We start from the raw sequence: 22,947 nt of genomic DNA on the forward strand, positions 1-22,947 counted from the left end.
AGCAGCTTACCCACACTGCCCTCTTTCAGCACACCGCCGTTGGCCATCTCTCCAATGAACGCCTTTTATTTGTACCCTCTCCCCTCAGGCGCCCACGTCACACAAAGAAAAAGGTGCTTGACGACGCAATGTCCGTCGTCAAGCACCAAGCGCAAGATGTTGCGTAAACCTAGGCTTCGACCTTCTCGCGGTTTTCTGCGGTGTCGTTGATGATGCGGTCGGAGATGACGTACACCAGCAAACCTACGACAGCCATGAGCGCCAGCAACCAAGCGATGGTAGCGGAGACCCCTTCTGCTTCAGACTGCGCTATGGAAAGGGCGCTGAAGAAGGCCGGTCGAGAATCAACAAGCATAGCCGTTAACGCAATGCCAACCGGGACGGCGATGTTGATAGTCAGATTGTAGAAACCGATTGCGACACCGGACTTGGCCGCAGGAATGTTCTGCAGTGCGGTCGCGACCAACGGCGCATACATGAGCGCGAACCCTGATGGGAACAGAATCATAGACACGATAACCGTGGAGACACCGGCTCCCGGCAGCACCGCAGGAATGAGCAGTGCGACGATAATAATGCTGATGGCAGCGACAATAGCCTGCCTCGAAGACAGGAACTTGGCAACCTTGCCCGACATTACACCAACGATGACCGCGCAGAGATAGCCCGGCGCGAGAATATAGGCAGCACCGTCGAGGTTGATGCCATAGAGTTCGTCGACCATATACGGCAACAGAATGGCCGAATACCCCAACTGGACCATGTAAACCACGAGCACAACAATCAGTGCGCAAACGTAGCGGGCATTGGTAAAGAACGACGGGCTGACCACGGCGTTGTCGTGTGTCCGGATGTGCGAGACAAAGAGCACGACACCCAGCGCAGCAGCTGCCAGCCACCACCATTGGAACTGCTGCATGAACAGCATCACCGCAGTGGCGATGACCGCGATGAGGAACAAGCCAAAGATATCCAGGTGACTCTTCTTCTGTTGCTCCTCCGGAACTGTCTTGATCAGGAACGGAATGGCAACTATCAGAATGAGCGAAATCAGGAACATAGCCGGCCAGGAAATGTAGGTAGCCACGATTCCCGAGGTCAACGTTCCAATCAGCAGCGCAGCTTGGAAAGCTGCGGTGGAAAAGCCGAGGTAGGTTTTCTGATCTTCTGGGCTTAGGTACTTGGTGACATAGATGACGTAGAGTGTCTCAGCCGCCGCCAGACCGGCAGTTTGAATAATGCGGGCAGTAAGCACCATTGGCCATACGCCCTGGAAGAAATAACCCAGTAGAGAGCCCACGGCGACAAAGCCAATACCGACAATCATCAATTTGCGGATACTGATACTGTCCGCCAATGCGGCGTACACCACCGCTCCAATGCCAATCAAAATACCGGCGAGTGTCGCCTGCAGACTGGCCGTGGAGACACTGAGATCCAGAGATTCCGCAATCGGCTTGGTCATGAACTTAAAGCCATTGTCCAAGACCAAACAGAATACAAAGGAAAACAGCAAGACCGGGACTGCGGCCTTCGGGTTTGGCGCGGCAGCGTTGGACGCTGCGCTTTGAGAGGGGTTCACATTCAAGCTGGTATTGCTGGCGGGATTGCTCATCGCACTGTACCTATTTCACACTTCAAGCCAATTGATTACAGACCAGGACACTAGAGTCGAGCCAGCGGCAATGCCAGCTCCATCATCGTCGTGAAGGCCTTCTCACGTTCTTCCGGAGTGGTCTTTCCCCCGGTAACGATGTTGTCCGACACAGTGAAGATTCCCATGGCCTCCGCACCGGCCTCGGCGGCTGTGGCATAAAGGCCAGCAGATTCCATCTCCACCGCCAGCACACCCATGCGTGCCCAACGGTCGTTCACATCATCCTGGAAGTTGTAGAAAATATCGCTGGACAAGATGTTGCCGACGTGTGTTGTGATGCCCTGCTCGCGGGCACGATCGCGAACATCTTCAATCAGGCGGAAAGACGCGGACGGGGCGAATGTTCCCGGCAAGTTGTACTGCGATAGAAAATTGGAGTCAGTCGACGCCGTCTGGCCAATAACCACGTCATACAGGTCCAGCTCCGGCTGCAACGCGCCGCACGAACCGACGCGAATCAGCTTCTTGCAGCCGAAAACATGGATAAGTTCCCAGGAGTACAGCGAGATAGACGGAATACCCATACCGGACCCCATGACAGACACTTCCTGCCCCTGGTAGGTGCCGGTAAAGCCCAGCATGTTGCGAACTTCGTTGAACTGGACAACATCGTCCAAATAGGTCTCCGCAATGAACTTCGCACGCAGCGGATCACCTGGCAACAAAATGGTTTCTGCAATCGGCGCACCCTTTGGGTTGATGTGTGGAGTGCTCTTACCAGTGGTATCGGACATGGCTTCCAGCCCCTTCTCCCACTAGCCGTGGGTGAAAATTATGCGAACATTGGTGTACCACTGCCCAGGTTAATTACCTACATTACAACCGTCAATAGTAATATTTACATTTGTTCCCAATTGGGTGGAGTGACAAAAAGGCGCGAGAACCTCCCGACAAAACTCGGGGAAATTCTCGCGCCTTCAATGCGCTACGGCTAAAGCATTAGACGCCTAGCCCTCAAGCACGCTTGCTTAAAGCATGCAGGATACACAGCCCTCGACCTCAGTACCCTCCAGCGCAACCTGACGCAGGCGGATGTAGTACAGAGTCTTAATACCCTTGCGCCATGCGTAAATCTGCGCACGGTTGAGGTCACGAGTGCTCACCGTGTCCTTGAAGAACAAGGTCAGCGACAGTCCCTGGTCAACATACTTGGTAGCGACCGCGTAAGTGTCAATAATCTTCTCGTAGCCGATCTCGTAAGCATCCTGGAAGTATTCGCGGTTGTCATTGTCCAAGTGCGGAGCCGGGTAGTAAACGCGGCCAATCTTGCCCTCCTTGCGGATCTCAATCTGAGACGCAATCGGATGAATCGACGAAGTCGAGTTGTTGATGTAGGAAATCGAACCGGTCGGCGGCACTGCCTGCAGGTTGCGGTTGAACAGGCCGTACTCCATGACGTCGGCCTTCAGCTGCGCCCAGTCCTCAGCGTCCGGAATGTGTGCGGTGGAGTTCGCGAAGATCTCCTTGACGTGCTGAGTCTTCGGCTGGAACTCTGCCGGATCGAAGTTGTCGAAGTACTTGCCGCTGGCGTAGTCGGAGTTCTCAAAGTTGACGAACTTCTGACCGCGCTCGCGAGCAATCTTGTTGGATGCGCGCAGGACAGCGTAGAGCACTGCTGCGAAGTAGGCGTTGGTGAAGTCCAGGCCCTCTTCCGAGCCATACATAATCTTCTCGCGGCCAAGGTAACCGTGCAGGTTCATCTGCCCCAGGCCGATCGCGTGAGATCCGTCGTTACCCTTGCGAATCGATGGCACCGAGTCAATAGAAGTCTGTTCACTGACCGCAGTCAGGCCACGAATGGCAGTCTCAACGGTGCGACCGAAGTCCGGCGAGTCCATGGTCATCGCAATGTTCAGCGAGCCAAGGTTGCAGGAAATGTCCTCACCAACGTGCTTGTAGGACAGGTCCGCATTGTAGGTCGACGGCGTGTTGACCTGCAGAATTTCCGAGCAGAGGTTCGACATGTTAATGCGGCCCTCAATCGGGTTCGCGCGGTTAACCGTGTCCTCGAACATGATGTACGGGTAGCCGGACTCAAACTGAATCTCAGCGATGGTCTGGAAGAACTGACGCGCGTTGATCTTCTGCTTACGAATACGCGGGTCCTCGACCATATCCGCGTAGTTCTCAGTGATATTAATGTCCGCGAACGGCTTACCGTAGACGCGCTCGACATCGTACGGGCTGAAGAGGTACATGTCGTCGTTACGCTTGGCCAGCTCAAACGTGATGTCCGGAATGACAACGCCGAGTGACAGCGACTTGATGCGAATCTTCTCGTCCGCGTTCTCACGCTTGGTATCCAAGAAGCGCATGATGTCCGGGTGGTGCGCGTGCAGGTAGACAGCGCCAGCGCCCTGACGAGCACCCAGCTGGTTAGCGTAGGAGAAGGAGTCCTCCAGCAGCTTCATAACCGGGATGACACCGGAAGACTGATTCTCGATGTGCTTAATCGGAGCACCCTGTTCACGCAGGTTGCTCAGCAGCAGCGCCACACCACCGCCGCGCTTGGACAGCTGCAGCGAGGAGTTGATGGCGCGACCAATGGACTCCATGTTGTCCTCGATACGCAGCAGGAAGCAGCTCACCGGCTCGCCGCGCTGGGCCTTACCGGAGTTGAGGAATGTAGGAGTAGCAGGCTGGAAGCGTCCGGTGATGATCTCATCAACCAGGTGCTGCGCGAGCCCCAAGTCGCCGTCGGCAAGCGTGAGAGCAACCATGCAGACACGGTCTTCGTAGCGCTCCAAGTAACGCTTGCCGTCGAAGGTCTTCAGTGTGTACGAGGTGTAGTACTTGTAAGCACCCAGGAAAGTCTGAAAACGGAACTTGTGGGCGTAGGCCTGCTTAAACAGTGCCTTGACGTCCTCAAATTCGTACTTCTCCAGAACCTCGGCCTCGTAGTAATGGTTCTCTACCAGATAATCGAGTTTCTCCCGCAAGTTGTGGAAGAACACAGTGTTCTGATTGACATGCTGCAAGAAGAACTGCCGCGCAGCCATGCGGTCTTTATCGAACTGAATCTTGCCGTCTTCACCGTACAGATTCAGCAGCGCATTGAGCGCGTGGTAATCCAGCTTGTCCTCACCCACCGGCTCCGCGACCTGCTTGCCCATTTCCGACACGTTGACTCCTTTAATCTTCATTTGCCTGCGCAGGGTCTGTTCAAACACTGCCCAGAGCAATCCAATCTAGCTATTTTCCTCGCACACCGCTTTACGACGGCTTCCGCGAGCGTATCCATTCGGTTGTCCTCAGTGCCCCTTCCCTCGACACTGAGGCTAGCCAACTTAAGCGCTGGCTCTACCGTGGAAGAACTCCTCTAGCCCTTCTCGGACTCGCCGCACATCGTGGTCGGTTCCCATCAGCTCGAAGCGATATAGATATGGAACCTTGCACTTGTAGGAGATGACATCCCCTGCTTTACAGAAGTCCTCACCGAAGTTGAGATTGCCGGCAGCAATCACACCTCGAATGAAAAAGCGGTTGTGCTCGTTATTAAGAAATTTGATGACCTGCGGAGGAACTGGCCTTGAGTTACCACCGCTGATGGAAACGCCGCCACCATAAGTCGGGCAAATGAGGACATAGGGCTCATCGACGATAAGCTCCGGCTCATTACGACGGATGGGAATGCGGGCATTTTTGATACCTAGCTTTTCAACAAACTTGTGTGTATTCCCCGTCGCCGAGGAGAAATACACCACCAGCATGAGTGATTCACCCTTTACATCGCAAAACCCCCGCAATCTCCGTTTCCTGTGCGGTTAACGAAATCTGCGGGGAGGTGTGTGATTCTTAAGCTGCCTGGAGAGCCTTGATGCGATCCGGGCGGAAACCCGACCAGGTCTCAGTGCCAGTGTCAACGACCGGCGCCTGGAGGTGACCGAGAGCCATGACGTAATCCCGAGCCTCATCGTCCATGGTGATGTCGACGATATCGTAGGCAATTCCAGCCTTATCGAGGGCACGAGTGGTAGCGCGGCACTGGACACATGCAGGCTTGCTGTAAACGGTAACCATGACTCTCACAAACTTTCTGGCTTTGGGTAAGACCAATGAATCGGATCGACTTCATACAAACAACGGAAGCGGCCGAGGAATCAGCGGATTGGTTGAATGACCGAAAGCTCCCGGGGTTCATGAGAAACCGAGTACGGGTGGCAGACAGGCCCTTTTAGCTATCCTTGGCTCGACATCGAAAACACTACACTTGGTGCCTAGAAAACTCTAGTCATACTAGATGTAGTACTCACAACCATGGTATTCCCTGTTCGGAGATCTCTGGCGCACAAGATGTTGTACACAGACGCACCACAACCTTGTAATTTCACGCTAAAAATTCTAGAAAATCGTAGAAAAACAACTATCGGTCCATTTTGGTTAAACCAATTACTGCAAGACGGCTCGAGGCCAATCACACCGATACCAGGCACCGCAGCACCCCTGCCCTGCCCTGCCCCCTCCCCTACCCAACTTCGGATTCCGCAGCGATCTCAAAATCACGGGCTGCACATGTGAACACGGGCTGCAAATGTGAAACTGTGCGAGTTTATGACACTTTCAAGCCATTTTTCGGGCCATTTTTGACATAAGCGTAGTCAGTAACTTCCATCGCCCCACCCCCCCCCCCCGCCATAAACGCTGTCACCGCCTGAACCTACCCCCTCCAAAAACCAAAAACCGCAACCTTCAGCCACAGTAAAACTGCGACTTCAGATTGCGGTTTCGGCAATAAATGAGGAAGCTATTTGCTTCGCGCTAGCCTAAATAAGGCTTAGCCCTGGCGGGCCTTGAAGCGCGGCTCCTTCTTGTTGATCACGTAGACCTTGCCACGACGGCGCACGACCTGAGCGCCCGGCTTGTTCTTCAGCGACCGAAGGGACTTGCGGACCTTCATTCGGGCGCTCCTTTCTACTCGGCTCCGAAACGGGAATGTGCACACTGCACTCTCCCCGGACAATCACCCCAGTGACTGCCTGGCAACGCACCCTTCCTGATAATCCGAAGAAATATCAAAGAGTATGCGTTACGACACGAGTTGCCATACTACCTAATAAGCGGAATAACTCCAAAAATCCGGGGGAAACATGTTCCTTCACAGTCAACCCCAAGATCGCGACTCCCCACGTTGCAGCTGCTTCCACTTCTCTACTTGGCAGCAGCAATCATGTACTCGCGGACCTCGGCAAGCGTCTTACCTGAGGTCTCCGGCACCGCCTTGACGGTGAATACCAGCGCAATTGCGCCCGTGGCGGCAAAGAAGAAGAACGACCACGCACCACCGACAGCATCCACCATCGGAAGAAAAGCCTGCGCCACAAACCAGTTCGCAACCCATAGTGCGAGCCCTGCCAGCCCCATACCCAGGCCACGGGCCTCTGTCGGGATGATCTCGGAAATCAGGAGCCAGGTCGCCACCGACACAGCCGCCTGCTGAAACACGATAAATACAGTCATCAGCAGAAGCGACATCATGGCCCCCGTCGAAGAGTTACTCGACAAACCATAGACGGGCGCCAGCACGAGCAGCGAGCTCGCACAGCCCACCAAACCGATAATCAGCATTCGCCGACGACCAATGCGGTCAATGATGCTCATACCAATTGCACACGAAATCACCGAGGCGATACCGATGATGATGGAGGTATAGACAGAGCTTTCCGTCGACAAGCCAACCTTGTTCATCATCGTCGGCGCGAAATACATAATCGCGTTCGCGCCCGTGACCTGCTGTGTCACACCAATAAGCATCGCAATGATGACCGTGCGTCGCACCCACGGGGTTTTGAGGGCCAGACGCTCAGCTGCACGCTGATCGGCGCTAGACGACGCCTCACCAACGGCAACCTCAGCCAACGTCGCCTGACTCCCCTGCATCTGACGCAGCACTGCCAGCGCCTTGCCCTCCTGACCTCGACGGACGAGGTAAGCCGGCGTGTCAGGCAAAACCAGCATGCCGATGAGCAACACGATGCCGGGAACAGCACCAAGTCCGAGCATGAGTCGCCAGTTACCGGAAGATGCTAGTGCGGAGTTGGTGAGGAACGCCACCAGCTGACCAATCACAATCATCAGCGAGTTCAGGCTCACCAGGCGTCCACGCACATGCGGTGGTGCCATTTCGGAGATGTACATCGGCACGACGATGGAAACACCACCGATACAGACGCCGAGCAAAGTACGCGCAGCGCCCAGAGAAAACGCACTAGTAGCGAAAGCACACCAGATGCTGCCGATGATGAAGCCGACCGCTCCGAGCAGGATGGTGCCACGGCGCCCCAGGGAGTCCGCTACGCGACCACCTAGGAACGCACCGATAGCCGCACCGACCAAGAGCATGGCGGTAACAGTGGACTCCTGTCCTGGAGTCAGCTCAAAAGAGCGCTGAATATACAGCAGCGCGCCCGAGATGACACCGGTGTCGTAACCAAAGAGGAGGCCGCCCAGAGCGGCGATGATAGCCACGGCTATCGACCGAGTTGTGGTGGTTTCCCGGTTCGGTCCAGTCTTATTCTGTTCGGTTGTACTCACGCTGGAAATCTTGCCACCGTCCGGCCAAAGACCCCCTATCCGAACAGCACTTACTCGATAAAGATGAGAGTTTTGGCACTCTTCTAGCAGGAAAATCATCCCTTTTCCTGTCCTGAACTAGCGGTAGAGTGAGGCTCATGACACCAGTAGGCACACAGGATTTCCCACACCCCCTCCAGTCGGAGATTATTAATGACCTCCACGTCCAGCCCACCATCAATGCCGCCGCGGAAATTAACCGCCGAGTCGATTTTCTCTGCGATTATTTCCGCACCGCTCACGCCAAGGGATTCGTGCTGGGCATCTCCGGCGGGCAGGACTCCACGCTGGCCGGCCGCTTGGCGCAGTTGGCCGTCGAAAAGCTTCGCGACGGCGGCGAGGATGCCACCTTCATTGCCATTCGCCTCCCCCACGGCGTGCAGGCCGATGAGGACGACGCACAGGTGGCACTGCAATTCATTCAGCCTGACCAAAGGCTAACTATCGATATCGAACCGGCCACCGCCGCGATGACCGCCCAGGTCACTGATGCCCTAGCCGGCAGCGCTATCAGCGACTTCAACAAGGGAAATATTAAGGCCCGCATGCGCATGATTGCCCAGTACGCAGTGGCGGGTATTGACGGCGCTTTGGTCATCGGCACAGATCACGCCGCGGAGGCTGTCACCGGCTTCTACACCAAGCACGGCGACGGCGCCTGCGACCTCGTCCCGCTGCAGGGGCTGAGCAAGCGCCAGGGCGCGGCCTTACTCCGTCACCTCGGCGCGCCAGCCAGTACGTGGGAGAAGGTGCCGACGGCCGACCTGGAAGAAGATCGCCCTGCGCTTCCCGACGAAGTTGCACTCGGGGTGGCCTATACCGCCATCGACGACTACCTCGAAGGCAAGGCCGTCTCAGATGAGGATGCCGCGCGAATCGAGCATCTCTACTCCATCTCCCGGCACAAGCGAGCCGTCCCTCCCGGACCGGCCGATTCCTGGTGGCACTAAGCTACTGTCCCGGGCCACCGATCTAGCACTGCCATCCGGCCCAAAAACTTCCCCGCCGACTATCGCCCATCTGAGGGGTGCTGGATTAACGTCCCGTGCAGAGCAGCAAACCCCTTAAGAGAAAACCCTTAAGAGAAGGCCTCCGCGCCAGCGTCCCAAATAGCTCCAACTGCGGCCAAGCTGTCTGCCGCACCGGCTTCGGCGCTTGGTTCCAGCGCAGGTGAACCTTCCTGGACGAGCTCGGCGGTCACCAAACCGTGGGCGAACGCCCACATGGCCAATCCCTTAGGCTCATCGCCGGCAACCTTAATGAATGCATCGCGAATCCAAGCATCCAATGACGAAGGCGAGACGACATTCACGAAATTGGTGCGACTCATCAGCCGGTAACCATGCGGATCGTCGAGAACTGCCTGGCGGTACGCCTGCAGCAGAGACGCCGAAGTGCATTCCTCATCAATGGCAGCATGAATACGCTTGCCCAGATTCTCGAGACTCTCGGTCAGCAGCAGCTGGAGGAGCTCTTCCTTGCCGCTGATGTGCTTGTACAGCGATGGCGCCTTCACATCGAGTCGCGCCGCTAGGCGGCGCATACTGATTGCGCTCCAACCCGATTCGCGCAGCATCGCGCGCGCTTCATCTACGATCTTCTGCATACGTGGAGACTGCCTGCGCACATCGGGCTGCGCTGGCACCCCATCGGTCGATTCTATGGTGCACGTCACATTTGCGACTGTAACGCCTTGAATCTCACTTAGGGCGCTTTTGGGTAATTTAACCCAACAATTTTTAAAAAACAGCTAACAGCGGTGCTCAGCCGTTAAAAGCTACCTTTGCACGCTGCTAGCTTTGCTTCACGACGGAGCTTCCACCGTCGTAAAGCAAAGCGCCATATGCCACCACTACACTTCGTAGCGATTAGGCTCCTCCCCGAGGTGGAAACGGCGACCGGAAACATCGTTCGGGGTAATGCGCACGTAGTTGTACTTCAACGTCGGAAGCCAGGGCTTCAGCGGCAGCTCATCTGCAGCGTTAATATCAGCGCGGGAGGTGAGAACCTCTGCGTCACCCTTTACGATGACCGACCATGCCTTCTGAGCATCCTTGTCAACAAAGTCGACCTCAAAGAGAACATCGTGGTTCAGAGACACAGTAAAGAGCTTCGACCCCTCGGCAGTGCGGAAGTAAATGCTCCCGTCATGAACGACGTAGTTGAGCGGGAAAAGATCCATGTCGTCTTTACGACGAACAACGAGGCGCCCAAATGTCTGCGTAGCCAGCAGCTCAAGGGACTCTTCGGTGGACAGTTTCTGAATGACGGAGTCGTTGTATGCCATACCCCCAGTATTCCACCGTTTAGACAAAGTTGCTACAGCCATACGGATTACCAATCACTGAGGTAAACGGCGAGCACACTACCCAGGGTAGATACAAGAAATCCCCCGGTCATTTCGACCGAGGGATTTCCTACTGGTGGAGCTAACGGGACTCGAACCCGTGACCCCCACACTGCCAGTGTGATGCGCTACCAGCTGCGCCATAGCCCCAGAATCAACATCGAAGTGGCTTTCACCCTCCGCTGTGGACTCCTCAAAGGCTACATGGCACTGTCATGTATCACCAAATCCGCATGTAGAACACTCTTTTACGCATTCACCGAGTACTCCAGAGGGATCTACCGTACATGAACTGAAGATGAATCGTGTGAGCGCGCACGGAACCTAGCGCAGGGCCACCTTGACCCACTGCCCCAGTCCGCCATCACCGGAAATGTTCTCCAGAATATCCTTGCCATCGACAAAGACGTGCGGCGAGGAAACCTTGCCCAAGCGCTTCTCAAGGTCATCGAAGTTGGCGTTTGCACTTGCCTTGGCCTCGGTGGTGTCGATGCCGGAGCGGACTTCGCTGACAATATTGTCAGCAACACCGAGCTGCTCCAGACGGTCAGCCAGCTCATCATTGTCCCACGTGACGGAGTTCTGCTGGTCAGCCATCATCATTGTGTGGAAGTTCCAATATGCGCGAGCATCCCCGGTCTCAGCAATCTTGCGGGCAATCGCGAAGGCGCGAGTGGAGTGGCCGTCACGCTGCTCCTTCTCCTGACCATCCAGGAAGTTCAGCGTGCGGTATTCAGCGACTAGCTTGCCGTCGTTTAGCGCCTTGAGCTCATCCTCGTGGCCCTCTTCGCTCATCTGAGCACAGTAGTGGCACGAGAAGTCCTCAAAAATCGTGGCTGTTTTAGCCCCTTCGGCGCCGTCCTTGCTCAGTCGGATGGCATCGCCGTCGAGTGCGACGGAGAAGTCGACGTCCTCATCTGGCAGCCCCTCAATCGGCTGCGACCGGCCGATGTAGATAACGCCACCAATAACAACTGCAACGACAGCAAGAAGAGCAATCAGGCCGACGACGAAGCCACTGCTCTTTTCATTTGGATTCTTAATCTTCTGACTCACACCGCTTACGATAGCGGTGTTTTCTTGCCAATGACACAATTGCACCTGAGAAAAAGGAAATGGTTACTAGGTCCCATCACTAGGGTCCATCCCCCTGACCTATCCCCTAGGCTTCCCCTCTAGCCAGTGGGCTAGGCGTAAATGGCAAACTTCTTCCACGGCCACACGTACACAAATACAGCCAAGGCCAGAAAACCTATATCTCGGGCGATTTCCGTCAGATACGTAGCGGGGCCAGCGTTCTCGTCGTAACCACCGCCACCAAAGCAACCGCAGTCAATCTGCAGGCCGCGCGCCCACGCCGAGATGATGCCGCCGATGAACGCCAGTAAGAGCAGCCCCGACAGCACTGCTACCGGACGCAGGAAAAGCCCCAATACCAGTAAGAGTCCGAGGATGACTTCGAAGGCGGGCAGCGCAACCGCTACCATCGGCACCAAATCGCTCGGCAGCAGCTCATAAGCTTGCACTGCCTGACGCGATTCCAGCGGGTTCAGCAGTTTGATAAGACCCGAGTACAACCAAACTGCAGCCAGGCCGAATCGTGCCACCACGCCTACGAAATTCTTCATGCATAGAAATATTAGTACAGGCTAACTGTTTACAACTAGCCCAGCGGCTACCGATTACCCGTTCAGAACTGCCGAGACCACGTCCTGCGCCTCAGCCTGAACCTGTGCCAGGTGATCTGCGCCCTTGAAGGACTCCGCGTAGATCTTGTACTTATCTTCAGTGCCCGACGGACGCGCCGCGAACCATGCGTTTTCCGTAACCACCTTGAGGCCACCAATCGCAGCGCCATTGCCCGGCGCCTCAGTCAGCTTGGCCGTAATGGTCTCCCCTGCCAGGGTGTCGGCCTTGACCTGCTCCGGCGAGAGCTTCTTCAGGACTGCCTTCTGCTCACGGGTTGCGTCCGCATCGGTGCGGGCGTAAGCCGGGGCACCGTACTTATCGGCGAGCTCTGCGTAGAGCTGCGATGGAGTCTTCTCGGTCACGGCCCTAATCTCGCTGGCCAGGAGGTCCAGGATGATGCCGTCTTTATCGGTGGACCACACAGTGCCGTCGTGACGCAGGAACGATGCACCAGCGGATTCTTCACCACCGAAACCGATGGTGCCACCGAGGAGACCCGGGACGAACCACTTGAAACCGACCGGCACTTCCACGAGCTTGCGGCCCAAATTGGCAACGACGCGGTCGATCATCGACGAAGACACCAGCGTCTTACCGACCGCGGTCTCCTGCGACCAGCCCGGACGGTGTGCAAAGAGGTAATCAATGGCAACGGCCAGGTAGTGGTTCGGGTTCATCAGACCCGCGTCCGGGGTAACAATTCCGTGGCGATCCGAGTCCGCGTCATTACCTGTGGAGATGTCGAACTTATCGCGGTTACCAATCAAGGATGCCATCGCATTCGGCGAAGAGCAGTCCATACGAATCTTGCCGTCGGTATCCAGCGTCATAAAACGCCAGGTCGCATCGACCAGCGGATTGACCACAGTCAGGTTTAGGTTATGCGCATCGCCAATTGCGCCCCAGTAATCCACCGACGCACCGCCCATCGGGTCAGCACCGATACGCACGCCGGCATCACGGATGGCGTCGAGGTTGACAACATTCGGCAGGTCCGACACGTACGCATTGAGGTAGTCGTGCTTTACGACGAGGTCTCCTGCCTTATCCACCAGCTGGCGCTTAACCCCATCCAGGCCCTTAGCCAGGTATTCATTGGCACGAGCTGCAATCCAGTCCGTCGCATCTGCATCCGCCGGACCACCGGTCGGCGGGTTGTACTTAAAACCACCATCCCGTGGCGGATTGTGGGAGGGGGTAATCACGATGCCGTCGGCACGCGCGGAGCTACTCCCCGTCGGACCGCCCTCCACGTCGCGGTTGTACGTCAGAATCGCGTGGCTGACAGCCGGAGTCGGCGTGTAGCGATCCTGCGCGTCAACCATCACGGTGATGCCGTTGGCCGTGAGCACCTCGAGGGCGGAAATCATTGCCGGCTCGGACAGGCCGTGGGTATCGCGGCCAACGTACAGTGGGCCTTCAATGCCCTGGCCCTTGCGGTAATCCACGATGGCCTGAGTGGTGGCGTGAATGTGGTCTTCGTTGAAAGCGCCGTCGAGGGAGGAACCGCGGTGACCGGAAGTACCGAAGACAACCTTCTGGTCGGGGTTATTCGGGTCCGGGTGCTTTGTGTAGTAAGCAGTGACCAGTTCCGCGACATCGATAAGGTCGGATGGCTGGGCCAATTGCCCGGCGCGCTCATGAGCCATTGTGGGTATCCTCCTGCTGAATCGGCGAACTGCGCAACCACCGATTTCACCGCCGACCAGCCGGCCGGAATGGGGAAACCGAACTTAGATGCGCTTCCTTCTCTCCAGTGTCCCCGTTTTAGGGACAGCGCGCATGGCAAGAACTACTCGGTAAGGCAAACTCGCCCCTGCAATAGGGTGCAGTAGGTAGATTGTCGCGTGCCGACGGCAACACCTTCTCGTGAAAGATTCCGAATTGTCGGCGCCTACCTCCCCTTTTAACCACTGTGCTAGCGTTTTCACCGTGAATGAGGAATCTGTCGCTGCGAAACTGCCATCAGCAGGACGAGCGCAGGTTCTCATGGCTCTGGTCGTGGCCGGTGGCGCCGCTATTGGCGCAGTAAGTCGCTTTCTGCTCGGAGCGGCAATCGATGCGATTGTGAGCTCGGGAATTAGCGCAGTTTCGACCACTGTCATCAACTTGTTGGGCTGCTTTCTCTTCGGCCTGGTCAGCAGTATCGCGTTTGCTAGTCCTCGGCTTTCCGCTTTCTGCGGTACTGGCTTTTGTGGCGGTTTCACCACTTTCTCCGCATTTGTCATTCTCTTGTTGGTGCACGCGGACACGTCAGTCGTGCTGATTGTGAGCGTTGGGCTTATTCACCTGCTGTGCTGTCCCCTCGCCTACTGGCTGGGGACCAAGTGCGCACGGGAGGTTGCGGAATGACCGGCAATCTCCTCAGTTCTTTTTCCTCGGCGCTCTCTGCCATCCTCGCTATCGCAGTTGGCGCAGCAGTAGGCGGAGCGCTGCGCTATGCGCTGGCCGAGCTTGCGGTGAAGTGGACTGATTCCAAACTGCCCGGAACGTGGACCGCGAATATGATTGCCTGCTTCGTCGCCGGTGTCGCTGCTGTGGTGTGGTCGCGGGGAACGTCGATAAGCAATGGCATGACACCTGCCCTCGCCTATGCGACGGTAATGATTGGCTTCGCCGGCGGCCTGTCGACGTGGTCCACACTCGCCGGAGAGATCACAGGCCTTAAAAACCAACACTTTTGGAGGGCATGTGGGTACGTTGCTCTCACACTGATTGGCGGAATAATCTTTGCTTTCGCAGGAATGCGTTTACCCCCACTTGTGGCGAATTAGTAGCACAATAATCATTTTCTGAGAATTTAATGATTGGGTTTAGGCTTTCTACCAGTAAAGTTCCACAGCATGGAAAGCTTCAGCGATTTTGCCTCAGCGGCGGATAGTTTTATTTGGAGTCCGTACCTCCTCATCCCCGCGCTGATCGGCACCGGAATCATCTTGACCATTCGCCTGGGCGCAATTCACCTGGTCAAACTCGGCCCGGCACTGCGCCTCGGACTCATCGACCGTAACGACGACGACGCCGAGGGAGATATCACCAACTACCAGGCGCTTGCGACGGCTCTCGCAGCAACTGTCGGTGTCGGCAACATTGTCGGTGTCGCTACCGCAATTGGCTTAGGTGGACCCGGTGCGCTGTTCTGGATGTGGGTAACTGGCCTGCTAGGTATGGCATCGAAGTACTCCGAGGCATTCCTGGGCGTAAAGTACCGCCAGACCGATGCAGCTGGCGAACAGTCCGGCGGTCCACAGTACTACCTGCGCAAGGCCATCCCGAATGGTTTTGGTAAGACGTTGGGCATTCTCTTCGCCGTCTTCGCTGCGCTGGCGGCGTTTGGTATCGGCAACCTAACCCAGGGCAATGCCGTGGCCTCGAACCTGGAAAACAGCTTCGACGTCGATCCGACTCTCTCCGGCATGATTATGTTCATCCTGGTAGGTGCGGCTCTGATGGGTGGCATTAAGTCGATTGGCCGCATCACCGCCAGCTTTGTGCCGATGATGATTGTGCTCTACATCGGTGCGGCCGTGTGGGTGCTCGTCGCCAATGTCTCGGCGCTGCCCGAAACCTTCAAGCTCATCTTCACCGATGCTTTCACCGGCACCGCGGCCGTTGGTGGGTTCGCAGGATCCACGCTCATTCTCGCCCTGCAGATGGGTGTTGCCCGCGGTCTGTTCTCCAACGAGTCGGGCCTGGGTTCCGGTGCTATCGCCGCTGCCGCCGCATCGACAACTCACCCAGTTCGTCAGGGTTTGGTCTCCATGACTCAGACCTTCATTGACACCATCATCGTCGTGTCCTTCACCGGCCTGGTTATCATCAGCACCGGTGTTTGGCAGGATGGCAACGTCGACACTGGCGCTCTGACCGCTGAGGCATTCTCCCGCGGTCTGCCGGGCCACTGGGGTGGCACCATCGTCACGCTGTCGGTTGTCTTCTTCGCATTCTCCACCATGCTGGGCTGGTCCTACTACGGTGAGCGCGCCTTCGAGTCCCTGGTCGGTCGCCGCGGCACCGGCCTCTACCGTGCGGTCTTCACCTGCGTGGTCTTCGTCGGCGCGGTAACTCAGCTGGAAACCGTCTGGTCCGTCGCCTCGGCCCTCAACGGCCTGATGGCGCTGCCGAACCTCATCGGTCTGATTGTCCTGTCCGGGCTCATCGCGCGTGAGACAAAGGCATACCTCGAATTTGACCCTCAGCTTCGTGCAACGGCTGCGGAAATCGACAAATGGCAGTCTCAGCAAGACTTCGAGGCTTTCAGCAAGAACTAACTGAAACTACCAGCTGCCCGTAAGGCCTACGGCAAAACTACGAGCAGGTCTGCGCGGTCTCCGGCTTTTCGATTGCCGCAAGCGCGTCGTCAAGCACAGAGACCTTTATCAACTTCATATCGCCTCGGTCGGCAGTCACAGCTTCTGTGCAATTGCCTTCCGGCACGAAGAACATCTCGGCACCCTCATCTCGGGCAGCCGAGATTTTGTGTGTAATGCCACCGATTTCGCCCACGTTGCCGGCAGCGTCAATAGTGCCGGTGCCAGCGAGGTGCTGTCCCTCGGTCAGATCGCCTGGACTCAGCTTGTCAATCACTCCAAGCGTCATCATGAGCCCTGCCGACGGACCTCCAATGCCGCTGAGCTGGTACTCAACCTTGGTGTCGCCCGCAGATTGTGCCCCCATCCCAACACCGAGCAGCGCGGCATTCTTTTGATGCGGGTTTTCCGCCAGTGTCACAGAAATATCGACGGCTTTCTCGGGGGCAGAGTCCTCGCCCTTAGCAGCCTTCTGCTTATCGACGGTCGCAGACTTGACCCTCAACGTGACGGTATCGCCCGGGTTGCGTCCGGCAATAATCGCCTTGACTTGCTCGGGCTTGCTTACTGCCACCCCATCCACTGCGAGAATCACATCGTCTTCATGCAGTCGCCCATCAACGGGACTATCCGGCACTGTGTAGGCGACGGTGACTTCCATCGGCAACCCGAGATGTGCCAGTGCAGCGGAGGTGGCGTTGGCCTCCGACTCGGTGAATGCAGCCTTGTTCTCCTCTTCCACCTCGTCCTGGCTCTGGCCCGGAGGGAAGACCGCCTCGATGGGGACGATATCGTTGTCACGATCAAACCACAGGCCAATGACCTGTGGCAATGTCAAGTTATGCCTGACTGCGACGGTTGTCATATCCAGCATGCCCTTAGAGCGTTCGGAGTCCGCAGCACTGCCGCTGACCGAGATAATGCGCTTTCCCTCGACATCGCTGAGGACATCGAAGACCGGGCCAGGCCCCTGCGCGGCATAGGGCACTGTCAGCGTTGGCAGCGAAAGCACAGTTGCCAACGCGGCGATGGGCACAGCGCCCGCAACAAGAGTTTGGGTACGACGATTCACAAATAACACCCTACATTCTCGCTATCTGCCTACTGGACACCTGATGAATCTTGTCCGTGTCTGTTCGCTGGGCGCGAAGTTGCCAATAAAGTGGTGCTTTTAAGTACTCACGCGGGGCATTGCCCGGTACGGTGGGAGCATGAGTTCTAACGGATTTGGCTTTGGTCCGAACGACAATGATGACAATCGTGACGACGCTGGCGACAATGACTCCGGCCAGGGCGGTCAGGGCGGCCAGGGCGGTCCTTTCGGTTTCTTCGGGTTTCCCTTCGGCGGCATGGGCGGCGCCGGTGGCTTCGGTTTCGGCGGCCCCGGGCAGCCCGGCAGCGGCGCCTCTGGCAAAGGAGAACAGCCGAACTTGGGCGATATTCTCAACCAGTTCGGCGAGATGTTCTCCGGCATGGGGCAGCGATTCCAGGAGTCTAACTCTGGCCCTGTCAACTACGACGCGGCCGAGCGCGTTGCACGGACCCGTCTTGGTAACCCAGCTCCGGTGAAGGACTCGGCCCGCGAGGCGCTGGCTGATTCCCTGCGCCTGGCCGAACTGTGGCTAGATGACGTCACCTCCCTTCCCGCTGGTGTCAACCGCGTAGAAGCGTGGAATAGCCTGCAGTGGTTGGAGAACACCAAGTCGACATGGACTCGCCTTGTCGATCCCGTCGCCAGCCGCATGAGTGATGCCTCCCTCGAGGGCGTTCCAGAGGAAGCTCGCGAGATGATGGGCCCGATGCTGGGCATCATGCGCCAGATGAACTCGATGAGTTTCGGTACTCAGCTAGGAAATGCGCTGGCTGACTTGGCACAGACGAGCCTGACGGGTTCTGACCTCGGGCTGCCGCTACACACCACTGGTGCGGCGGTACTGCTGCCAACACATCTAGTTGCTCTCGCAGAGGAACTCGAGGTTCCAGCGCGCGATCTGTTTATCTACGCCACTGCCCGCGAAGCTGCACACCAACGTCTTTACGACCGCGTGCCATGGCTGGCGGAACGAATGATTTCCTCTGTCGAGGAGTACGCCGCCGGCATCGTCATCGACTACTCCGCGATCGAAGAGGCCGCCCGCGGTCTGGATATTGAGAACATGCAGGATCCGCAGCGTATGCAGGAGGCTATGAGTCAGCTGCAGAATATGGATCTGAGCCCGAAGATTCGTTCTCGTAACGAGAATGCTCGTACTCGTTTCCAGACGCTGCTAGCACTGGTCGAAGGGTGGGTGGACATGGTTGTCACCGATGCCCTCGGTGAGCGTCTACCGGGTGCCGCACAACTCGATGAAGCCTGGCGTCGTCGCCGCGCCACCGAAGGTGCTGAACAGGCGATGGAGAAGGCCACCGGCATTGACCTCGGCTCCCCCAAGGTGCGTGAGGCAACCAACTTGTGGCACCGCCTGACCACCGCTGTGGGCATCGAGCGACGTGACAAGGTCTGGGATCACCCGGACTTCCTGCCCGTAGCAGAAGATTTGGATGAACCCGCGGCCTTTATTGACTCGGTTCTTGGCGGCTCGGACAACGATGACTTCGACCCGATCGCAGAGCTTGAAGAACAGCTGCGCAAAGAAGCCGAAAAACGCGCGGCTGAGGGCAAGGACTGTGACACCGACGAGGACAATTCTGGCGACACCGACGACGATAAGTAGCTAGTTAGCTCTGGGTTCCCCAGCGCTGATACGCCTCTAAATAGCCCCGTGCCCGTTCGTGGTACGGGGCTTTTGCCGCCCAATACCAGAACTCTTCGGTATGACCACCGTCGACGAAAGTGTGCACCAGTTCGTGCACAATGACATCGTCGAGGACGTACCCCGGGACGTCGGCAAGCCGGTGCGAAATGCGAATACGCCCCGGACTATCGACGCCACCGGTGACCGATGCCCACCTGCGCGACATGTTCTTGACCCATTTGATTGACTCAAACCGCGGGCGATCTTCCAGCACCGTACGCGAGAGCAGCCGCGCGCGGCGCTCCAGCTCGGAATTATCCAGGTTGCTGCCAACTTTCTTCCGCACTCGCGCCACAATTTCATTGACCTGCTGTTTTTCCGCAGCGGCGCTGAGGTCGTCCGGAACCATGACAATGATCCGGTTTCCCTCCGCGCGGGCGGACACAGTACGGCGGCGGCGCTTCGAGCGCCGAACCTCAACATCCGGGCCGTACTCAGGTCGCTTGGTGCTCATGCTTTTTAAGCGTATATGCTCTGCCCTGCGATTGCGCAAAAGCTGGCCCCGGGGTAAAAGATATTTTTATGGGGGAATACAGGGATACTTCTCGGGGGCGGGATGGTACGGCTGACGTAATAGGTTCGGACGCACCCGCAGCACAAACGCTTGCCGCGCCTACCACGGACTACGCACTGCGGCCGGAGATACCGATTATCATGCGCCCAGGCGCGCGGATTCAGTTCGGCGTGGAACCGGAGCGCAGCATGATTCTGCCGCTTTCCGACGGCACCCCGCCGGGGCCTGTCTTCTCGGCACTTCTTGCAGCTCATAGAGGTAGTACCTTAAGCGAGGCCTTTGCTGACAGTCACGACAAACTGTCACCACAGTTCATTACAGCACTTATCTCCGACCTTCACCGAGCCGCACTGGTCCAAAAACCACCGACACGGCGGCGGATTACACTGATCGGTCGGGACAGTTTGCGCACTGGACTTTTAAAAGAGCTTCGTCGCACGGGTTGTGGTAGTTGGACGACGGCAATGTCGCCCACTCGCAATGCGACGCTGAAAATATCTCAATCCACGCCGGAAGACATCGGGCTCGCGGTGGTCACGGGCATGGAAGTACCGAGCATGCCCTTGGTTCGCGCTCTGTTTCATCGTGGAATTGAGCATCTGCACACGCATTTCCGCGATGGAGCACTGATTCTTGGGCCGCTTGTTCAGCCAGGTCAAGGGCCCTGCTCGATGTGTTTCGAAGCTTATCGACGAGACCGCGACCCCGTCCGGGCACTGATTGCGCTACAGCTTCGCACTTTTACGCCCGTGACCGCACCGGAATGGCTGAACACAGCGGTGCCGCTGTTGGTTGGGCAGCTGCGGCGACCGGACCTCTCAGATCTATGTGCGACAGAGGTGCGCATAGATCTGGAAAGCCTCGATATCACCCGCACTACGGTTGCTCCCCACCCGCAGTGCCCAGTGTGTGGTCATGGCAACTCGCAGATGCAGTTCATGTAATTCGAAGTGCCTTGAGCAGAATCTGACTAGGAATTCACAAAAGAATTGACGATTCCCAAGATGCCTTCGCCGAAATGATTGAGCTTCGCTTCTCCAATTCCGGGAATCTGCAGAAGATCCTCCGGCGTAGTCGGCTGCTGCTCACCGATGGCCAGAAGGGTCGCATCGGAGAAGATCACGAATGCGGGGACAGTCATTTCCCTCGACATTTCCAGGCGCCATGCACGCAATGCTTCCAGTAGCGCAGGATCCGCACTGACCGGGCACTCTTCACAGCGCCCTGAGATCCGCTCCGCATCGGTGTGCAATGGTTTAGTGCAGCCCTTGCACTGTTTGGACTGCTGACGCTTACCACGGGAACTAGAGCTCCTTGAGCTTCGCTGTGCCTCCGCCGAGTAGTCAGAGACATCAATGTCGAGTTCATCGAGGAATCGTGTGCGGCGACGTGACCTGCGGCCGCCTTCTGTCCGCGACAATGACCAAGATAGCTCCAGATGTTCGCGGGCTCGAGTAATGCCGACATAGAACAGACGGCGCTCTTCTTCGATGGCTTCCGCCCCCTGTGCAGGAGATCGGTCGAATTTATTCAGCGAATGTTGGATAGGCAACGAACCGTCGGTAAGCCCAACGAGGAACACCGCATCCCACTCCAGCCCCTTGGCTGCATGCAGGCTAGCCAACGTCACGCCATCCAGCGTCGGCGGATGCTTGGCCTGCTGCCGAGTGTGCAATTGGCCGAGGAGCGCCTGGATATTGACCTCGGTGTTGGCATGAACGATGTCCTTACACAGGTCGAATAGGGCGCGCAGTGACTGCCAACGTTCCCTGGCACCAGTGCCTTCCGGCTCTTGGTCAGTCATGCCAAGACCCGCGAAAACCTGCTTGACCAAATCCAACAGATTCGTGCCCTGCAATGTCGGAACAGTCCGTGAGGAACGGGAAACTCGCACAAGTGCTGCGATGGCATCGCGGATCTCGGGACGCTGGTAGAAACCGTCCCCGCCACGAACCTGGTAGGCGACTCCTACCTCGGACAAAGCCTGCTCAAAAACTGCGGACTGTGCGTTGATGCGGTACAAAACGGCAATCTCCGATGCCGGCGTACCCGCGTCGATAAGTCGCTTGATGCTGCGCGCGGTCGCGCGAGCTTCCATCGGCTCATCGTCGTACTGATTGAAAGTCGGCTCCGGGCCGTCTTCACGCTGCCCAATCAGCTTTAGCCGCGAGCCGGCGATACGTCCCTGCGCACGGCCGATGACATTGTTGGCCAGCTCGACGACCTGTGGGGTCGATCGGTAGTCCCGCTGCAGGCGGACCACTGTGGCTTCCGGGTAGTCCCGAGAGAAGTTCATCAGGTATTGCGGAGTCGCACCTGTGAAAGAGTAAATCGTCTGGTTGGCGTCCCCGACAACTGTCAGGTTGTCACGGTCTCCCAGCCAGGCGTTGAGAACTCGCTGCTGTAACGGGGTGACATCCTGGTACTCATCGACGACGAAGCACCGATACTGGTTGCGGAATTCCTCCGCCACTGCACGGGAATTCTCCATCGCACCGGCGGTGTGAATGAGTAGGTCGTCGAAGTCGAGCAATAGCCCGTCCGGGGTGGTTTTTATGTCCTCGTAAGCGCGATAGCAATCGACAATTTTCTCCGCAGACAGAGGCGCCGTGCGCCCATGCTCCCGCAGCGCGGCTTGGTACTGATCCGCACCGGCCAGAGTGGCCTTCGCCCACTCAATCTCGCCCATGACATCTCGGATTGTTTCCTTAGAGGTGTCCAGGCCCACTCGACGTACTGCTTGGGCGACAACACGGAATTTCTTGTCATCCAACAGCTGCCAGGGCATATCACCGGCGACTTGGGGCCAGAAGTAGCGCAGCTGGCGAAGTGATGCCGAGTGGAAAGTACGCGCCTGGACTCCAGGCGTTCCCATCTTTGCCAGGCGGTCGCGCATCTCCCCTGCGGCACGCGAGGTAAATGTCACCGCTAATACCTTTTGCGGCTGCACAAACCCCTGGTCAATGAGGTACTTGATGCGATGAGTAATTGTTCGGGTCTTACCTGTACCGGCTCCGGCAAGAATGCACACCGGCCCCATCGGAGCCGTGGCTGCCTCGCGCTGA

At 57.2% G+C, this 22,947-nt stretch carries 21 protein-coding genes and 1 tRNA gene; 6 read left to right on the forward strand and 16 right to left on the reverse strand.

Annotated elements, in window-relative coordinates; genetic code table 11:
* Nucleotides 1-169: 169 nt before the first annotated feature.
* The 7 genes from HMPREF2708_RS08540 to HMPREF2708_RS08570 form a co-directional block, all read right to left on the reverse strand.
* Nucleotides 170-1,615, reverse strand: a complete 1,446-nt coding sequence (locus tag HMPREF2708_RS08540; RefSeq protein ID WP_083321903.1) for an MFS transporter — start codon at nt 1,613-1,615, stop codon at nt 170-172.
* A gap of 50 nt (nt 1,616-1,665) precedes the next feature.
* A complete protein-coding gene (deoD, locus tag HMPREF2708_RS08545; RefSeq protein WP_070833883.1) occupies nt 1,666-2,391 on the reverse strand; it encodes a purine-nucleoside phosphorylase in 726 nt (241 codons plus the stop codon).
* Nucleotides 2,392-2,625: 234 nt separating this feature from the next.
* Nucleotides 2,626-4,770, reverse strand: a complete 2,145-nt coding sequence (gene nrdE, locus HMPREF2708_RS08550) for a class 1b ribonucleoside-diphosphate reductase subunit alpha (protein ID WP_181895394.1) — start codon at nt 4,768-4,770, stop codon at nt 2,626-2,628.
* Nucleotides 4,771-4,944: 174 nt separating this feature from the next.
* A complete protein-coding gene (gene nrdI / locus HMPREF2708_RS08555) occupies nt 4,945-5,367 on the reverse strand; it encodes a class Ib ribonucleoside-diphosphate reductase assembly flavoprotein NrdI (protein ID WP_070833884.1) in 423 nt (140 codons plus the stop codon).
* Nucleotides 5,368-5,452: 85 nt separating this feature from the next.
* Nucleotides 5,453-5,677, reverse strand: coding sequence for a glutaredoxin-like protein NrdH (nrdH, locus tag HMPREF2708_RS08560; protein ID WP_005511161.1), 225 nt, complete (start codon nt 5,675-5,677; stop codon nt 5,453-5,455).
* A 754-nt stretch (nt 5,678-6,431) separates the two neighbouring features.
* Nucleotides 6,432-6,554 (reverse strand): type B 50S ribosomal protein L36, encoded by a 123-nt coding sequence (gene ykgO, locus HMPREF2708_RS08565; RefSeq protein WP_005511141.1) that lies wholly within the window; start codon nt 6,552-6,554, stop codon nt 6,432-6,434.
* A 251-nt stretch (nt 6,555-6,805) separates the two neighbouring features.
* Nucleotides 6,806-8,287, reverse strand: coding sequence for a sugar porter family MFS transporter (locus HMPREF2708_RS08570; RefSeq protein ID WP_141762936.1), 1,482 nt, complete (start codon nt 8,285-8,287; stop codon nt 6,806-6,808).
* 38 nt (nt 8,288-8,325) lie between these two features.
* Here HMPREF2708_RS08570 and nadE point away from each other — a divergent pair, with 38 nt between their 5' ends.
* Entirely contained in the window at nt 8,326-9,177 is an 852-nt protein-coding gene (nadE, locus tag HMPREF2708_RS08575; RefSeq protein WP_070833886.1) for an ammonia-dependent NAD(+) synthetase, read from the forward strand.
* 128 nt (nt 9,178-9,305) lie between these two features.
* Here nadE and HMPREF2708_RS08580 read toward each other — a convergent pair whose 3' ends face one another.
* The 6 genes from HMPREF2708_RS08580 to pgm form a co-directional block, all read right to left on the reverse strand.
* The gene (locus HMPREF2708_RS08580) at nt 9,306-9,833 is read right to left on the reverse strand and encodes a TetR/AcrR family transcriptional regulator (RefSeq protein WP_070833887.1); all 528 of its coding nucleotides are present in this window, start codon (nt 9,831-9,833) and stop codon (nt 9,306-9,308) included.
* A gap of 246 nt (nt 9,834-10,079) precedes the next feature.
* Nucleotides 10,080-10,514 (reverse strand): pyridoxamine 5'-phosphate oxidase family protein, encoded by a 435-nt coding sequence (locus HMPREF2708_RS08585; protein WP_070833888.1) that lies wholly within the window; start codon nt 10,512-10,514, stop codon nt 10,080-10,082.
* Nucleotides 10,515-10,648: 134 nt separating this feature from the next.
* Nucleotides 10,649-10,724: transfer RNA gene (locus HMPREF2708_RS08590), tRNA-Ala, on the reverse strand.
* A 174-nt stretch (nt 10,725-10,898) separates the two neighbouring features.
* A complete protein-coding gene (locus HMPREF2708_RS08595) occupies nt 10,899-11,630 on the reverse strand; it encodes a DsbA family protein (RefSeq protein WP_070833889.1) in 732 nt (243 codons plus the stop codon).
* A 131-nt stretch (nt 11,631-11,761) separates the two neighbouring features.
* Nucleotides 11,762-12,202: a MauE/DoxX family redox-associated membrane protein gene (locus HMPREF2708_RS08600; protein WP_070833890.1), complete on the reverse strand. Its 441-nt coding sequence runs from the start codon at nt 12,200-12,202 to the stop codon at nt 11,762-11,764.
* Nucleotides 12,203-12,256: 54 nt separating this feature from the next.
* A complete protein-coding gene (gene pgm, locus HMPREF2708_RS08605; protein ID WP_070833891.1) occupies nt 12,257-13,912 on the reverse strand; it encodes a phosphoglucomutase (alpha-D-glucose-1,6-bisphosphate-dependent) in 1,656 nt (551 codons plus the stop codon).
* A gap of 283 nt (nt 13,913-14,195) precedes the next feature.
* Between pgm and HMPREF2708_RS08610 the strand changes: the two genes are divergently transcribed.
* The 3 genes from HMPREF2708_RS08610 to HMPREF2708_RS08620 all read left to right on the forward strand — a co-directional run bounded on the left by HMPREF2708_RS08610 (nt 14,196) and on the right by HMPREF2708_RS08620 (nt 16,534).
* The gene (locus HMPREF2708_RS08610) at nt 14,196-14,615 is read left to right on the forward strand and encodes a fluoride efflux transporter FluC (protein ID WP_246840394.1); all 420 of its coding nucleotides are present in this window, start codon (nt 14,196-14,198) and stop codon (nt 14,613-14,615) included.
* Entirely contained in the window at nt 14,612-15,037 is a 426-nt protein-coding gene (locus HMPREF2708_RS08615) for a fluoride efflux transporter FluC (RefSeq protein WP_070833893.1), read from the forward strand. Before HMPREF2708_RS08610 ends, HMPREF2708_RS08615 begins: the two co-directional genes overlap by 4 nt.
* A 69-nt stretch (nt 15,038-15,106) precedes the next feature.
* A complete protein-coding gene (locus HMPREF2708_RS08620; RefSeq protein WP_070833894.1) occupies nt 15,107-16,534 on the forward strand; it encodes an alanine/glycine:cation symporter family protein in 1,428 nt (475 codons plus the stop codon).
* Between the two features lie 37 nt (nt 16,535-16,571).
* On the opposite strand, the gene HMPREF2708_RS08625 is transcribed toward HMPREF2708_RS08620, so the two are convergent.
* Complete coding sequence (locus tag HMPREF2708_RS08625; RefSeq protein WP_070833895.1) at nt 16,572-17,645, reverse strand: YlbL family protein; 1,074 nt, start codon at nt 17,643-17,645, stop codon at nt 16,572-16,574.
* Between the two features lie 139 nt (nt 17,646-17,784).
* Here HMPREF2708_RS08625 and HMPREF2708_RS08630 point away from each other — a divergent pair, with 139 nt between their 5' ends.
* Complete coding sequence (locus HMPREF2708_RS08630) at nt 17,785-19,287, forward strand: zinc-dependent metalloprotease (protein WP_070833896.1); 1,503 nt, start codon at nt 17,785-17,787, stop codon at nt 19,285-19,287.
* A gap of 4 nt (nt 19,288-19,291) precedes the next feature.
* On the opposite strand, the gene HMPREF2708_RS08635 is transcribed toward HMPREF2708_RS08630, so the two are convergent.
* The gene (locus tag HMPREF2708_RS08635; protein WP_016422236.1) at nt 19,292-19,822 is read right to left on the reverse strand and encodes a YgjP-like metallopeptidase domain-containing protein; all 531 of its coding nucleotides are present in this window, start codon (nt 19,820-19,822) and stop codon (nt 19,292-19,294) included.
* A gap of 524 nt (nt 19,823-20,346) precedes the next feature.
* Here HMPREF2708_RS08635 and HMPREF2708_RS11295 point away from each other — a divergent pair.
* The gene (locus tag HMPREF2708_RS11295; protein WP_236658479.1) at nt 20,347-20,826 is read left to right on the forward strand and encodes a TOMM precursor leader peptide-binding protein; all 480 of its coding nucleotides are present in this window, start codon (nt 20,347-20,349) and stop codon (nt 20,824-20,826) included.
* A 26-nt stretch (nt 20,827-20,852) separates the two neighbouring features.
* Here the strand turns inward: HMPREF2708_RS11295 and HMPREF2708_RS08645 are convergent, their stop codons facing one another.
* A complete protein-coding gene (locus HMPREF2708_RS08645) occupies nt 20,853-22,922 on the reverse strand; it encodes an ATP-dependent DNA helicase UvrD2 (protein ID WP_070833937.1) in 2,070 nt (689 codons plus the stop codon).
* Between the last annotated feature and the right edge of the window lie 25 nt (nt 22,923-22,947).

This window comes from Corynebacterium sp. HMSC073H12 (genome assembly GCF_001837775.1).
Classification (GTDB): domain Bacteria; phylum Actinomycetota; class Actinomycetes; order Mycobacteriales; family Mycobacteriaceae; genus Corynebacterium; species Corynebacterium amycolatum.

Excerpts from the sequence above, each read along its gene's own strand:
- HMPREF2708_RS08635 (WP_016422236.1), bottom strand. The coding sequence starts at position 19,822 with ATGAGCACCAAGCGACCTGAGTACGGCCCGGATGTTGAGGTTCGGCGC.
- HMPREF2708_RS08630 (WP_070833896.1), top strand. The coding sequence starts at position 17,785 with ATGAGTTCTAACGGATTTGGCTTTGGTCCGAACGACAATGATGACAAT.
- deoD (WP_070833883.1), bottom strand. The coding sequence starts at position 2,391 with ATGTCCGATACCACTGGTAAGAGCACTCCACACATCAACCCAAAGGGT.
- HMPREF2708_RS08580 (WP_070833887.1), bottom strand. The coding sequence starts at position 9,833 with ATGCAGAAGATCGTAGATGAAGCGCGCGCGATGCTGCGCGAATCGGGT.
- HMPREF2708_RS08585 (WP_070833888.1), bottom strand. The coding sequence starts at position 10,514 with ATGGCATACAACGACTCCGTCATTCAGAAACTGTCCACCGAAGAGTCC.
- nrdH (WP_005511161.1), bottom strand. The coding sequence starts at position 5,677 with ATGGTTACCGTTTACAGCAAGCCTGCATGTGTCCAGTGCCGCGCTACC.
- nrdI (WP_070833884.1), bottom strand. The coding sequence starts at position 5,367 with ATGCTGGTGGTGTATTTCTCCTCGGCGACGGGGAATACACACAAGTTT.
- HMPREF2708_RS08570 (WP_141762936.1), bottom strand. The coding sequence starts at position 8,287 with ATGATTTTCCTGCTAGAAGAGTGCCAAAACTCTCATCTTTATCGAGTA.
- HMPREF2708_RS11295 (WP_236658479.1), top strand. The coding sequence starts at position 20,347 with ATGTCGCCCACTCGCAATGCGACGCTGAAAATATCTCAATCCACGCCG.
- HMPREF2708_RS08620 (WP_070833894.1), top strand. The coding sequence starts at position 15,107 with ATGGAAAGCTTCAGCGATTTTGCCTCAGCGGCGGATAGTTTTATTTGG.
- HMPREF2708_RS08600 (WP_070833890.1), bottom strand. The coding sequence starts at position 12,202 with ATGAAGAATTTCGTAGGCGTGGTGGCACGATTCGGCCTGGCTGCAGTT.
- pgm (WP_070833891.1), bottom strand. The coding sequence starts at position 13,912 with ATGGCTCATGAGCGCGCCGGGCAATTGGCCCAGCCATCCGACCTTATC.
- HMPREF2708_RS08540 (WP_083321903.1), bottom strand. The coding sequence starts at position 1,615 with ATGAGCAATCCCGCCAGCAATACCAGCTTGAATGTGAACCCCTCTCAA.
- HMPREF2708_RS08615 (WP_070833893.1), top strand. The coding sequence starts at position 14,612 with ATGACCGGCAATCTCCTCAGTTCTTTTTCCTCGGCGCTCTCTGCCATC.
- nrdE (WP_181895394.1), bottom strand. The coding sequence starts at position 4,770 with ATGGGCAAGCAGGTCGCGGAGCCGGTGGGTGAGGACAAGCTGGATTAC.
- ykgO (WP_005511141.1), bottom strand. The coding sequence starts at position 6,554 with ATGAAGGTCCGCAAGTCCCTTCGGTCGCTGAAGAACAAGCCGGGCGCT.
- HMPREF2708_RS08645 (WP_070833937.1), bottom strand. The coding sequence starts at position 22,922 with ATGGGGCCGGTGTGCATTCTTGCCGGAGCCGGTACAGGTAAGACCCGA.
- nadE (WP_070833886.1), top strand. The coding sequence starts at position 8,326 with ATGACACCAGTAGGCACACAGGATTTCCCACACCCCCTCCAGTCGGAG.